This window comes from Rhodococcus sp. NPDC003383, assembly GCF_053589115.1.
Map to the genome: position 1 here is coordinate 25,622 of NZ_JBSFRG010000031.1, position 13,155 is coordinate 38,776.

13 protein-coding genes are annotated in these 13,155 nt (G+C 69.8%); 10 read left to right on the forward strand and 3 right to left on the reverse strand.

The window, feature by feature from the left end; genetic code table 11:
- The first annotated feature begins 16 nt into the window (after positions 1 to 16).
- The gene (locus ACWDTS_RS22790; protein WP_197257275.1) at positions 17 to 922 is read left to right on the forward strand and encodes an ABC transporter ATP-binding protein; all 906 of its coding nucleotides are present in this window, start codon (positions 17 to 19) and stop codon (positions 920 to 922) included.
- Positions 919 to 2,580, forward strand: a complete 1,662-nt coding sequence (locus ACWDTS_RS22795) for an ABC transporter permease (RefSeq protein ID WP_450109635.1) — start codon at positions 919 to 921, stop codon at positions 2,578 to 2,580. Before ACWDTS_RS22790 ends, ACWDTS_RS22795 begins: the two co-directional genes overlap by 4 nt.
- A 5-nt stretch (positions 2,581 to 2,585) precedes the next feature.
- Here ACWDTS_RS22795 and ACWDTS_RS22800 read toward each other — a convergent pair whose 3' ends face one another.
- Positions 2,586 to 3,323 (reverse strand): haloacid dehalogenase type II, encoded by a 738-nt coding sequence (locus tag ACWDTS_RS22800; protein ID WP_450109636.1) that lies wholly within the window; start codon positions 3,321 to 3,323, stop codon positions 2,586 to 2,588.
- A gap of 152 nt (positions 3,324 to 3,475) precedes the next feature.
- On the opposite strand from ACWDTS_RS22800, the gene ACWDTS_RS22805 reads away from it, so the two are divergent.
- Positions 3,476 to 3,940: an acetyltransferase gene (locus ACWDTS_RS22805; protein WP_450109637.1), complete on the forward strand. Its 465-nt coding sequence runs from the start codon at positions 3,476 to 3,478 to the stop codon at positions 3,938 to 3,940.
- A 27-nt stretch (positions 3,941 to 3,967) separates the two neighbouring features.
- On the opposite strand, the gene mftM is transcribed toward ACWDTS_RS22805, so the two are convergent.
- Both mftM and mftR read right to left on the reverse strand, forming a co-directional pair.
- On the reverse strand, positions 3,968 to 4,777 hold the full coding sequence (gene mftM, locus ACWDTS_RS22810) for a mycofactocin oligosaccharide methyltransferase MftM (protein ID WP_450119082.1): 810 nt from the start codon (positions 4,775 to 4,777) through the stop codon (positions 3,968 to 3,970).
- Positions 4,774 to 5,403, reverse strand: a complete 630-nt coding sequence (gene mftR / locus ACWDTS_RS22815; RefSeq protein ID WP_197257283.1) for a mycofactocin system transcriptional regulator — start codon at positions 5,401 to 5,403, stop codon at positions 4,774 to 4,776. Before mftR ends, mftM begins: the two co-directional genes overlap by 4 nt.
- A 122-nt stretch (positions 5,404 to 5,525) precedes the next feature.
- On the opposite strand from mftR, the gene mftA reads away from it, so the two are divergent.
- Genes mftA through ACWDTS_RS22850 form a run of 7 tightly spaced genes read left to right on the forward strand, consistent with a single transcriptional unit; the run spans position 5,526 to position 13,146 of the window.
- The gene (gene mftA / locus ACWDTS_RS22820) at positions 5,526 to 5,621 is read left to right on the forward strand and encodes a mycofactocin precursor MftA (RefSeq protein ID WP_068159438.1); all 96 of its coding nucleotides are present in this window, start codon (positions 5,526 to 5,528) and stop codon (positions 5,619 to 5,621) included.
- A gap of 1 nt (position 5,622) precedes the next feature.
- Positions 5,623 to 5,922 carry a mycofactocin biosynthesis chaperone MftB gene (mftB, locus tag ACWDTS_RS22825; protein ID WP_450119083.1) on the forward strand — a complete coding sequence of 100 codons (300 nt, stop codon included), beginning with the start codon at positions 5,623 to 5,625 and terminating at the stop codon, positions 5,920 to 5,922.
- 25 nt (positions 5,923 to 5,947) lie between these two features.
- Entirely contained in the window at positions 5,948 to 7,192 is a 1,245-nt protein-coding gene (gene mftC / locus ACWDTS_RS22830) for a mycofactocin radical SAM maturase (RefSeq protein ID WP_197257289.1), read from the forward strand.
- Positions 7,193 to 7,213: 21 nt separating this feature from the next.
- Positions 7,214 to 8,422 (forward strand): pre-mycofactocin synthase MftD, encoded by a 1,209-nt coding sequence (gene mftD, locus ACWDTS_RS22835; protein WP_450109639.1) that lies wholly within the window; start codon positions 7,214 to 7,216, stop codon positions 8,420 to 8,422.
- The gene (locus tag ACWDTS_RS22840; protein ID WP_450119084.1) at positions 8,379 to 10,340 is read left to right on the forward strand and encodes a mycofactocin system FadH/OYE family oxidoreductase 1; all 1,962 of its coding nucleotides are present in this window, start codon (positions 8,379 to 8,381) and stop codon (positions 10,338 to 10,340) included. The genes mftD and ACWDTS_RS22840 overlap by 44 nt, the downstream gene beginning before the upstream one ends.
- Before the next feature lie 34 nt (positions 10,341 to 10,374).
- Positions 10,375 to 11,187, forward strand: coding sequence for a mycofactocin-coupled SDR family oxidoreductase (locus ACWDTS_RS22845; protein WP_197257293.1), 813 nt, complete (start codon positions 10,375 to 10,377; stop codon positions 11,185 to 11,187).
- A gap of 3 nt (positions 11,188 to 11,190) precedes the next feature.
- On the forward strand, positions 11,191 to 13,146 hold the full coding sequence (locus ACWDTS_RS22850; protein WP_307846624.1) for a mycofactocin system FadH/OYE family oxidoreductase 2: 1,956 nt from the start codon (positions 11,191 to 11,193) through the stop codon (positions 13,144 to 13,146).
- The last annotated feature ends 9 nt before the right edge of the window (positions 13,147 to 13,155 follow it).

A 13,155-nucleotide genomic window follows, 5' to 3' on the forward strand; every position in this document is an offset into this window, starting at 1 on the left:
GAGTAGCCTCCCGAACATGACGAAGGCACTCTCCGTAGTTCAACTCGTCAAAACCTTCGGCTCGACCCGAGCCCTGGACGGCCTCGACCTCGAGGTGCGCGTCGGGGAGGTGCACGGCTTCCTCGGACCCAACGGCGCCGGTAAATCCACCACCATCCGCATCCTCCTCGGCCTGCTGCGCGCCGATTCCGGCCGGGCGGAACTGCTCGGCGGAGATCCGTGGAGCAACTCCGTGGACCTGCACCGGCGGCTGGCCTATGTGCCGGGCGATGTGAACCTGTGGCCGAACCTGACCGGGGGTGAGGCCATCGACCTGCTGGCCGGGCTGCGCGGGGGCATCGACGAGCGCCGCCGGGCCGACCTGCTGGACAGATTCGAGCTCGATCCCACCAAGAAGGCCCGCACCTACTCGAAGGGCAACCGGCAGAAGGTCGCGATCGTGGCCGCCCTCGCCTCGGACGTGGAGTTGTTCCTTTTCGACGAACCCACCTCCGGGCTGGACCCGCTCAAGGACGAGGTGTTCCGGGACTGCGTGCGCGAAGCCGTCGCCGACGGCCGATCGGTCCTGCTGTCCAGCCATACCTTGTCCGAGGTCGAGGCCCTGTGCGACCGGGTCACGATCATCCGGCAGGGACGCACCGTCGAATCGGGAAGCCTGAGCGAGCTGCGGCACCTCACCCGCACCTCGATCCGTGCCGAAACGGCCCGTCCCGCAGTGGGTTTCGGTGATCACCCCGGCGTCCACGACCTGGAGATCGAGGGGCTGCGCGTGCAGTGCGAAGTCGACACCGCCCAGCTCGACGAGGTGCTGCGCCGGCTGCTCGACTTCGAACTGACGTCCCTGACCTGCACCCCACCCACGTTGGAGGAGCTGTTCCTGCGGCACTACGGCGACGAGGTGCCCGGCGGGAGCGGACTGTGAGCACCGTCGCGACCGGCAGGCATCCGAGCCCCGCCTATGCAGGCACGGGCAGGCTGATCCGCCTGGCGCTGCGCCGCGACCGCGTGCAGATACCGGTGTGGCTGGTGGCGTTCGCCGTCGTCTACGCGATCTCGGTGGTGAGCCTGAAGGACCTGTACCCGACCGCGAACGACCTGCACCTGATCGCGGTCAGTTCCGCCGTGTCCCCGGTGGTGCTCGCCACCAACGGGCTGGTGTCGGGTGACAGTCTCGGCGCCGTGGTGGCCGCCCAGACGCTGCTGTTCCTGGCGCTCGCCGCCGGGCTGATGAACTCGATGATGGTGGTTCGGCACACCCGCCAGAACGAGGAGACCGGGCGGGCGGAACTGGTCGGCGCGGCCGTCGTCGGACGCCGGGCCATGCTCACCGCGGCGCTGCTGGTTGCACTCGCCACGGACGTGGTGCTGACGGTGCTGCTCACGGTCGTCTCCGTCGCGTTCGGACTGCCCGTGGGCGGTTCGCTGGCGCTCGGAGCCGCGACGGGTGCCACCGGGCTCGCCTTCGCCGGAATCGCTGCGGTGACGGCGCAGGTCGCCGAGGGATCCCGCGCCGCGAACGGGCTCGCGGGCGCCGCCCTGGGCCTGTCGTTCCTGCTGCGCGCGGTCGGCGACACCACCGGCAGCGTCGACGAGTCCGGGATCCGGGTCACCAGCGCGTGGCCGTCGTGGCTCAGCCCGATCGGCTGGGCACAACAGGTCCGGCCGTTCGACGCCGACAAATGGTGGGTCTTCGCGGTCTTCGCGCTGTTCGTCGTCGCGACCGTGTGGCTCGCCTACGCCTTGACCGGAAGGCGCGATCACGGTGCCGGACTCGTGCAGCCGCGCCCGGGCCCGGCCCGGGCCGCTCCGCGCCTGCCGACGGCTCTCGGATTCGCGTGGCGCATGCAGCGCACCACGCTGCTGTGGTGGGCGCTGGGCATCGCGGTGCTCGCGGTGACGTACGGGAGCATTGCGGACGAGATGGACAACTTCCTCGACGAGGGCGGCGCGGTCGCCGACATGATGACGCAACTCGGCGGTGGCGCCGAGGCGCTCACCGATGCGTACTTCGCCGTGACCTTCCTGATGATGTCCTTCTTCACTGCCGCGTACGCGGTGCAGGCGGTGCTGCGGATGCACGGTGAGGAGAGCTCCGGCCGCGTGGAACCGCTGCTGTCGACCGCGCTCGGCCGCGCCCCGTGGATGCTGTCCCACGTCGTCGTGGTGGTCGTGGGAATCGTGGTCCTGCACGTGATTCTCGGTGTCGCGGTCGCGGTTCCGTACGGCATCGCGATCGGGGACCTCGGGGGACCGCTCGGCGAGCTGATGTCGGCTGCGCTCGCGTTCGTCCCGGCCGTGCTGCTGGTCGCCGCGACGGCCGTCCTGTGCGTCGGCGCCTTCCCGGGACGCGCGGCGAGTATCGCGTGGGGCCTGTTCGTGGTGTGGGTGCTCATCGGCCAGATCGGGCCGCTGCTGAACCTGCCGCAGTGGGTGATGGATCTGTCACCGTTCGTGCACGTGCCGGCGCTGCCGGCGGCCGAGCTGCGAGCCCTCCCGCTGGTCGTGCTCACCGTCCTGGCGGTCCTGCTCGCCGCGGCCGGCGTTGCGGCCCTGCGCCGCCGCGACATCGCCGTGCAGTGACCGGTTCACCCGTGCTTCGCGGCCCGGGCTGCCTCGGCGAACGCCTGCATGCTGGGAAATTCGGCGTCGAAGCTGTACTCGACGGACGGGACCGGGGTCGCGCCCTGGCCGGGACGGTCGTGGCGACGGTTGATCCAGACCGAGCGCAGGCCGTGACGCTTGGCGGGAACGTGGTCGTGGAACAACGACTGCGCGACGTGCAGCAGGCGCTCGCGGGGAATCTCCAGTTCGGTCAGCGCGTCGTCGAGCGCCTCGAAGTGGTTCGGAGCGGGCTTGTAGGCGCCGACGTCCTGCGCGGTGATGATCCGGTCGAACGTGACCCCGAGACGGGCGTTGCTGCCCGCGAAGCCCTCGCGGTGCACGTTGGAGACGATGATCAGCGTGTAGTCCTGCGCCAGTGACGCCAGGGCCGCAGCGGAATCCGGAAACGCGGGCCAGTCCGGAACAGATGCGCCGAGCCGGGTCGCCCATTCGTCGGACACGTCGGCGCCGAGCGTCGCACCGGTACGACGGAACGCTTCGGCCAGGATCTGCGGGTACAGCGCGCCGGGCATGTCCTGTTCGGCGGCGGCCTCGCTGTCCCCGTACGCCAGGAGGAGGTCCTCGCCGGAGACGTCGAGTCCGGCTTCGCGCGCCCACGGGGCCAGTACGGCGGTGAGGCCGGTCTCCCAGTCGATGAGCGTGCCGTAGCAGTCGAAACTCAGTGCGTCGTACGCGGACAGATCCAACCCGGAGAGATTCACAGCCGCGGCCTCCTGACATGTGCGTTGGGAGGCAGTGTACGAGCAGGGACCTTCCGATGCTGCCCGGGACGAAGTACTGTCGACGCTCGCCCGGCGGCTGCGCGATGCACGATCCCGCGAACCGTCACCACACCTCATCAGGAATCGGAGCCATGACCGGAGTCACCGACATCGAACTGCGCGGCTGTGCGGGGGCACACGAGCTCGCCCGGCTCGTGGAGGTGTGGCGGAGCGCGGTGCGCGCCACCCATCACTTCCTCACCGCGGACGACATCGCCTTCTACGAAGACCGGATGGCGCAGGAATACCTGGCTGCCGTGGACCTCACGGTCGCTGTGACCGGAGGACGGATCGTCGGATTCTCCGGGCTCGCCGACGGCCGGCTGGAGATGCTCTTCGTCGAAAACGAGTACCGCGGAACCGGTGTCGGGTCGATCCTGCTGGAGGATGCCTTGCGCCGGCATCCCGCACTCACGCTGGATGTCAACGAGCAGAATCCCGCCGCGGTGGCGTTCTACCGGCGACGCGGCTTCGTCGTCACCGGACGATCCGAGACCGACGGCGACGGCCGCCCGTTCCCGCTCCTGCACCTGTCCGCCCCGGCAGCGACCCGCTGACCGGCGGTCCGATGTAGGCGGTTCGACTCAGGAGGCGTCGAGCACCAGCCACCCGCCGTGATGTTCGAACGCCTCGAAGTTCCGGCCGGTGGATTCGCCGAGCCGCGTCAGTGCGTCGAGGTCGAAGGTGCGCACGTGGCCGTGGCAGGCGGTGGCCTCGTCCTCGAACGGCACTGCGATCACCACCCGCTCCCGGGCGATCCGCAGCGCTTCGGCGACGACGGCGGCACCGATCGTGTCGTCGACGTGTTCGAGCAGGTGGATCGCCGTGACCGTGTCGGCGCTGTCGTCGGGAACCGGCACGTGCGCGGCGTCGCACACCAGGGTGTCGACGGACAGGCCGAGACGTGGGGCGACGGCGTCGAGCAGGGACATGGTGCCCGGAAGGATGTCGGTGGCGGTCACCTGAGCTCCCGCGCCGGCCAGGCGCAACGGCAGGAAACCGAAGCACGACCCGAGGTCCAGCACGCGACCGCGGACCAACTCCGCCGCCTTGTCGTGGATGGGTGCGAAATCCGCTGTGCCGTCGAGAAGTTCACCCAGGGAGTTGCGGTAGTAGGTGACCCACGCGTCGAGGGGATCGGGGACGGTCGAACGCACCAGCCCGACCATCGTCAACTCGAACTCGTCCTGTCCGAAGTCGGCGTCCTCGATCGATGCGGTGACGCCGGCGACGAGCCGTTCGCTGAGATCGGCCGGTCCGAGCGAATGCGTCACGTGCAGGCGGCCGTCGTTGCGGCGCAACGTCAACGGGCCGGACTCGACGCGTTCGACCGTGACGTGATCGTGCGTCCAGCGTCCGGGTGTGCAGGGGGCGAGGGAATCGAGCACGCTCATGACTGGGCCTCGTTCGGTGGGACGGCCGGGGAGTTCAGCCCACTGTAGAGGGTGCGCATCCCCGAGGCCAGCAGGTCGGGTAGTTCGGCGGAGTCGTCGGCGAGCCATTGTTCGTATGCCGAGACCGCCACGGCGAGCATGAGATAGGCGACGGTACGCGGGAAGTGATCGTCGGCCGAGGCGCCGGTCCGGGCGGCCACGAACTCGGCGATGACCCGCCGCCAGCCCTGGTACATCACCGACGAATACGCCTGCAGGGTCGGGTTGCGCAGGATCAGTTCCATGCGGGCGCGGTGTCGCTGCGCCTCGGACTCGGGGAAGGTGTTGAAGTCCAGCAGCGCCGACGCCAGGGCCTCGGCGAGGGGCATGTCCTCGGGAAGTGCGGACAGGTGGGCGCGCATGTGCGCGAGGTGCTCGTCGAAGTCGCCCCACGGCACCGCGTTCTTGGACGGGAAGTAGCGGAAGAACGTGCGGCGTGCGATCCCGGCGGCTTCGGCGATCTCGTCGACGCTGGTCTCGTCGAAGCCGCGTTCGCGGAACAGTTCGATGCCGACGGCGCTGAGTCCCTCCCTCGTGGTGGAGGGGCGCCGACCTGTCCGAGCGGACGGTTTCCGACGGCTACGCATGATTCCCTCGATCCATAGATGACATTCTGCACTCGATGCCATTACAGTGGTGAACCGAGTCACAACGCAAGACTGGTTGTGGCGTCGACTCCACACCTGGAGCAGAAATCCGAGGAGGAAACATGTCCGATCGTGACAACGCGGTGATCGAGTCCGAGCTCATCGAGGAGTCCCTCGTGGAAGAGGTCTCCATCGACGGCATGTGCGGCGTGTACTGACATGTCCGCACCCGGAGCCACCGCCGTGGCAACTGCACAGTTCGATCCGGGCGCCATGTGGCGGCTCCACCCGCAGGTAGCGCTTCGCCCCGAGCCGTTCGGGGCGTTGCTCTACCACTTCGGCACCCGCAAGCTGTCGTTTCTGAAGAACACCGTGATCGTCGAGGTCGTCCGCTGTCTGGGCGAGCACGATTCGGTGCGGGATGCGTTGCGCGCCCACGGAATCGACGAGAACGCCGAGCGGCCCTACCTGCATGCCCTGCGCACGCTGGCCGACTCCCACATGATCGTCCCCGCCTGACGCCCCGAACCAGCAAGGACCCGCCATGACGTCTCTGCTCGAACCACCCGTCACCTCTGCACCCCCGAAAGTGGGTCGTCTCGTCGACCAGTTCGAGAAGGGCCTCGATGCCCCGATCTGCCTGACCTGGGAACTGACCTACGCGTGCAACCTGTCGTGCGTGCACTGCCTGTCCTCGTCCGGTAAACGCGACCCGCGGGAGCTGTCGACCGAGCAGTGCAAGGCGATCATCGACGAACTGCAGCGCATGCAGGTCTTCTACGTCAACATCGGTGGTGGCGAACCCACCGTGCGCTCGGACTTCTGGGAACTGGTCGACTACGCCACCGAGCACCAGGTGGGCGTGAAGTTCTCCACCAACGGGGTGCGCATCGACAAGAAGGTCGCTGCGCGCCTGGCCGCCTCCGACTACGTCGACGTGCAGATCTCCCTCGACGGCGCGACCGCCGAGGTCAACGACGCCGTCCGCGGCCCCGGATCGTTCGCGATGGCCGTGCGCGCGCTGGAGAACCTGTCCGAGGCCGGCTTCCGCGACGCCAAGATCTCCGTCGTCGTCACCCGCGAGAACGTCGACCAGCTCGACGAGTTCAAGGCTCTGGCCGACAAGTACGGTGCCACCCTGCGCATCACCCGGTTGCGTCCGTCCGGACGCGCGGTGGACGTGTGGGACGAGCTGCACCCGACGCACGAGCAGCAGCGGCAGCTCTATGACTGGCTCGTCGCGCACGGCGAGGGTGTGCTCACCGGCGACTCGTTCTTCCACCTGTCCGCGTTCGGCGGCCAGAGCGGTGCCGGTGCGCTGCCGGGGCTGAACCTGTGCGGCGCGGGTCGGGTGGTGTGCCTGATCGACCCGGTCGGCGACGTCTACGCGTGCCCGTTCGCGATCCACGACAACTTCCACGCCGGCAACATCCTCACCGACGGCGGATTCGCCTCGGTATGGAAGAACTCCGAGCTGTTCAGGCAGCTGCGCGAGCCGCAGTCCGCCGGCGCGTGCTCCTCGTGCAACTTCTTCGACGCGTGCCGCGGCGGCTGCATGGCCGCGAAGTTCTTCACCGGCCTGCCGATGGACGGCCCGGACCCCGAATGCGTCCAGGGCTACGGCCAGTCCGCGCTCGCCGGCGAGCGCACCGTGCCGCAGTCCAGCGTCGACCACTCGCGCACCGGCAAGCGCGCCGAGCGCCGCACCCCGGCCGCGCCGGTTCCGCTGACCCTGCTGACCAAGCCCCCCGCCAAGTTCTGCGACGAAAACCCGCTCGCAGGACTGTAATTCCCGAGGAGACCACAGACCATGGCCAAGCCATCCTGGTTGAAGAACCCGTGGGCGACCGACCCCTGGTTCGAAACCGTCGCCGTCGCGCAGGAACGTGCCCGCAAGCGGCTGCCGAAATCCGTCTACGGCGCGCTCGTCGCCGGCTCCGAAGCGGGCCTGACGGTCGACGACAACATCGCCGCGTTCCGGGAACTCGGTTTCGCGCCGCACGTCGCCGGACTGTCGGACAAGCGGGAAATGGGTACCCACGTCCTCGGGCAGGACGTGGCGATGCCGGTGTTGATCTCGCCGACCGGTGTGCAGGCCGTGCACCCGGACGGGGAGGTCGCGGTCGCGCGGGCGGCCGCCGCCCGTGGGGTCGCGATGGGCTTGAGCTCGTTCGCCTCGAAGTCCATCGAGGATGTCGCCGCGGTCAACGACAAGACGTTCTTCCAGATGTACTGGGTCGGCAGCCGGGACGTGCTGGTCCAGCGTATGGAGCGGGCCCGCGCAGCCGGAGCCAAGGGCCTGATCATGACCCTGGACTGGTCGTTCTCCAACGGCCGCGACTGGGGCAGCCCGGCGATCCCGGAGCGGATGAACCTCGAGGCGATGGTCAAGTTCGCGCCCGAGGGCATCTTCCGCCCGAAGTGGCTGCTCGAGTGGGCCAAGACCGGTGGCGTGCCGGACCTGACCACCCCGAACCTGACCCCGCCCGGCGGTGCGGCGCCGACGTTCTTCGGTGCCTACGGCGAGTGGATGACCACCCCGCTGCCCACCTGGGAGGACGTGGCCTGGCTGCGCGAGCAGTGGGGGGATGCCCCGTTCATGCTCAAGGGCGTGATGCGGGTCGACGACGCCAAGCGCGCCGTCGACGCCGGTGTCACCGCGATCTCGGTGTCCAACCACGGCGGCAACAACCTCGACGGCACCCCCGCGCCGATCCGGGCGCTGCCGGCGATCGCCGAGGCGGTCGGCAAGGACGTCGAGGTGCTGCTCGACGGCGGTATCCGCCGCGGCAGCGACGTCGTCAAGGCCCTCGCGCTCGGTGCGAAGGCGGTGCTCATCGGCCGTGCCTACCTGTGGGGTCTGGCCGCGAACGGTCAGGCCGGCGTCGAGAACGTCCTCGACATCCTCAGCGGCGGAATCGGTTCGGCGCTGATGGGCCTGGGCAAAACCTCGATCCACGAGCTCACCCCGGACGATGTGGTCGTGCCCGAGGGCTTCCGTCGCGACCTCGGTATCTGACCGGGGTCCACGAAGCTCCGTGCTCACCGATCCCATCACCCTCGCCGGACGGACCGCGCCGGCGAGGGTGATCTTCGGGCCGCACGAGACCAATCTCGCTGCGGGTAGAGCACTCTCACGGCGGCACGTCGACTACTACGCACGGCGTGCCCGCGGCGGTGCCGGCATCGTCGTCACCGAGGTCGCCTCGGTGCACGCTGCCGACCACCCCTACGAGCGGGCACCGCTGGCTGCCGACTGTGCTGCCGGCTGGGCGGAGACGGTCGCCGCGTGCCGCCCGCACGGCACGCTCGTGCTCGCCGGGCTCGGCCACGCCGGGCTGCAGGGATCGAGTGCCTGGACCCGGGCGCCGCTGCACGCGCCGTCGCGGGTTCCGGATCCGGCGACCCGGGAGCTGCCCGCCGAGATGACCGCGGCCGACATCGATTCGGTGGTCGACGGTTTCCGCGGGGCTGCCGCGACCGCGGTCGCCGCCGGCGTCGACGGCATCGAACTCGACGCCGGTCCGGCCTCACTGTTGCGGCAGTTCGTCTCGGGGCTGACCAATATGCGTACCGACCGCTACGGCACCGACCGGACCCTGCTGCTGAACCGCGTAATCACCACGGTCCGAAGCGAGCTCGGTCCCGGACGGATCCTTGCGTTGCGGCTGTGCTGCGACGAGAACGCGCCGTGGGCCGGGATCACACCCGACCTCGCCGCCGCGCACGCGGCCGAATTCGCGCCGCACCTAGACCTGCTGACGGTCGTTCGAGGCGGCCTGTTCACCCCCGGCTCGTACCGGCCCGACGCGCACACCCCACCCGGTTTCAACGCAGAACTGTGCCGCCACATCCGCGACGCGGTCGCCGGAACCGTTCCGATCGTGTTGCAGGGCAGCATCGTCGACGCGGAGCACGCTTGTCGCATGCTCACGGGCGGCGTCTGCGATGCCGTCGAGATGACCCGCGCGCAGATCGCCGACCCGGATCTCGTCGCGACCGTCCGTGCCGGACGCGACCCGCGACCGTGCGTGCTGTGCAACCAGGCGTGCCTCGTCCGCGACTTCCACAATCCGGTGGTCGGATGCATCGGCAATCCCGAGGCGGGGCACGAGGATGAGCAGTCTGTTTCGCCGGCCTCCACATCCCGGGACGTTCTCGTCGTCGGGGGTGGCCCGGCCGGTCTCGAGGCCGCTCGCACCCTCGCCGCCCGGGGTCATCGGGTGCAGGTCCGCGAGCGTGCCGACCGGTGCGGTGGCCTGCTGCGGACCGCGGCCGCCGGCGTCGGACGCGACCGCCTCGCGACCCTCGCGGACTGGCTCGAGGACCGGTGCCGCGACAGCGGTGTCGATTTGCGGTGCGGTACCGAGGTCACCGCCCCCGACCTCGACGACGCGCACGCCGCCGGTACCGCGATCGTGCTCGCGACCGGCAGCCGGGACCGGCAGCCTGGGTTCCCGGTCGCTGCCGACGCCGCCTGCTACACGACCGCGCGCCGGGTCCTGGATCGTCCACCGGCCGAGCCGCGGACGATGCTCGTGTGGGATCCGGCCGGCGGGCCGATCGCGGTCGCGGTCGCCGAGCGACTGGCCGCGCTCGGCCACCCGGTGCACTACGCGACCTGCGATCCCATCGCAGGATCACGGCTCGCACCCACCGGCGACCTGGTCGGCGCGAACGCCCGGCTGCGACGGGCCGGCATCACCCGGCACCGCAGCGTCACGGTGCGCGCGGTCGACCCGACCGGTGTCCACCTCGAACACCCGATCACCGGGGAACGGAGCACCGTTCCGGATGCATTGTTCGTGGACTGCTCAGCGGGATTGCCTGATGACAAACTCGCCGGAATCAGGCGCAATGGAATCGGTGACTGCGTCGCACCACGGACGGTGCGGGAGGCGATCCGGGAGGGGTATCGTCTCGCCGCAGAACTGTAATAGGTTTCAATCGCGGATCGAAGGGGAACGCCACATGGGCGAGTTCGACGGCAAGGTCGTCTTCATCACCGGCATCGCGCGCGGGCAGGGCCGCAACCACGCGCTGCGTTTCGCACGGGAAGGGGCCTCGATCATCGGCGTCGACGTCGCCGGACCGGTCTCCGAGTACGTCTCCTACGAGCAGGCGACCCGCGAGGACTTCGACGAGACCGTGCGGCTCGTCGAGGAAGCCGGCGGCAAGATCGTCGCCCGCATCGCCGACGTGCGCGACAGTGCGGCCCTCAAGGCTGTCGTCGACGAAGGGGTCGCCCAGTTCGGCCGCCTCGACGTCGTCGTCGCCAACGCGGGCATCTGCTCGTGGAACCGTTTCTGGGAGATGCCCGACGAGCAGTTCGAGGAACTGATCGACATCAACCTGACCGGTGTCTTCAAGACCATCAAGGCCGCCACTCCCGCGATGATCGAGGCGGGCAACGGCGGCTCGATCATCCTCGTCAGCTCGGTCGCGGGCCTGAAGGCCATGCCCGGCCAGATCAACTACGCCGCAGCCAAGTTCGGTCTCGTCGGCATGACCCAGACAGCCGCGAAGGAGCTGGGCGAGTACCGCATCCGCGTCAACTCGATCCACCCGTACGGCGTGAACACGCCGATGGGCACCGACCCGGGTGCGCTGAAGATGTTCGAGAAGTACCCGCACTGGCTCCCCAACTTCGCGCCGATCCTCACCGAGAAGCCGATCGCCGACCCCGACGACACGTCCGACGCCGTGCTGTTCCTCGCGAGCGACCGCGCAAAGACCATCACCGGCAGCCAGATGGCGCTCGACCAGGGCAACTCGAAGGTCTGACCGGTGCCGCGTGACGTGACCGGCGCCGACCCGCACGATCTGTTGCGGCTCGGCCCGGTCACGCTGCGCAACCGCATCGTCTTTCCCGCGCACCTGACGAACTTCGCCGTCGACGGCGAGGTCACCGACCGGCACATCGCCTACTACGTCGCGCGCGCCCGCGGCGGCGCGGCGATGATCGTCACCGAAGAGCACACGGTGCACCCGTCGGATCGGCCGTACGAGAAGCTGATCCGCGGCTGGGATCCGGCGGTGCTGCCCGGGTACCGTCGTCTCACTGAAGCGGTGCACGCCCAGGGCGCGCGAATTCTCGCCCAGCTCAACCACAACGGCGCCCAGGGCACCGGAATGTACACCGGCCGGCCGCTGTGGGCGCCCGCGCCGGATCCGGACCCGCTGTTCCGTGAGGTGCCCGTCGCGATCGGCGCGGACGAGATCCGCGAACTCGTCGCGGGCTACGCGGACGCGGCCCGGCGCTGTGCCGACGGCGGGTTCGACGGTGTCGAGATCCAGTGCTCGCAGGCGTCGATCCTGCGCGCGTTCCTCGCCCCCGGCGCCAACCCGCGCACCGACGACTACGGCGGCGACCTCGACCGACGCGCCCGGCTGCTGCTCGAGGTCGTCGCCGCGGTGCGCGCAGCGCTCGGTCCCGGATACGTCCTCGGGGTCCGGTTGAGCGGGCACGACGGCACCCCCGGTGGCATCGACATCGACGATGCCGTGCGCGTCGCGCGCATGCTCGAAGCGACCGGGCACGTGGACTACCTGAGCACCTCGGTCGGGGTCGCGACCGAGACCCTGTATCTCGTCGAGGCGCCCATGTCGACGCCGCACGGCTATTCGCTGTTCGTGCCCGACGCCATCCGCACCGCCGTCGACCTGCCCGTGGTCGGGGTGGGCCGCTTCACGACCCCGGACCAGGTCCGCGCCGCCCTGGCCGACGGGGTCTGCGATCTAGTCGGGGCGGTGCGCGCCCACATCGCCGATCCCGGTTTCGCGGGCAAGGTCCTCGACGGACGCGGCGACGAGATCCGCCCGTGCATCGGCTGCAATCAGGACTGCATCGGACGGGTCGGGCTGGGCCGTCCGATCGGATGCGCGGTCAACCCGTATGCCGGATACGAGGACGCGACGCGGCCCGATCCGGCCGTGCCGGGGAAGGTGCTCGTCGTCGGCGGGGGACCGGCGGGCCTGCAGGCCGCGGTGACCGCCGCCGAGCGCGGACACGCCGTGACACTTCTCGAACGGGAATCTCTGGTGGGAGGTCAGATTCGTGTCGCCGCGTCCGCGCCGCACCGCGGTGAGCTGCTCGGTGCCGTCGCGAGTCTGGAAGCCGAGTGCCGTCGGCTCGGTGTCGAGATCCGCACCGGCGTCGACGTCGACGCCGCGACCGTCCGGGCATACCGGCCGGACACTGTCGTGATCGCCACCGGGGCCCGGCCGCGGCGGCCGGACTGGGCGGGGGAGTCGTCACGGGTGGTGGACGTGCGCGACGTGCTCGGCGGTCGCACCGAACCGGCAGGGCGGGTGCTCGTCGTCGACGACCTGGGATTCCATCAGGCGACCTCGGTCGCGGAGCTGCTCGCCGACCGCGGTTGCGCGGTCACCGTGTGCACCAGCGGAATGATCGTCGGCCAGGACCTCGGGCTCACCCTCGAGATGAACGGCTGGGTCCGGCGCGCTCACGACAAGGGCATCGAGCAGGTCACCGACGTGGTGGTCGCCGCCCTGACGGACACCGACTGCGTCGAGGTGACACTGCTGAACCATTTCACCGCCGAAAGCTCCGTCCGCACAGTCGATTACGTGGTCGTGGCGACGCACCAGGAGCCGGTCGACGAGCTGTGGCGCGACCTGCAGGGCGAGAGTTTCCGCGTGGTGCGTGTCGGCGACGCGGTGACGCCGCGGCGACTCGACTCGGCGATCATCGAGGGGATGCGCGCGGTCGCCGCGCTGTGACGGAACGGC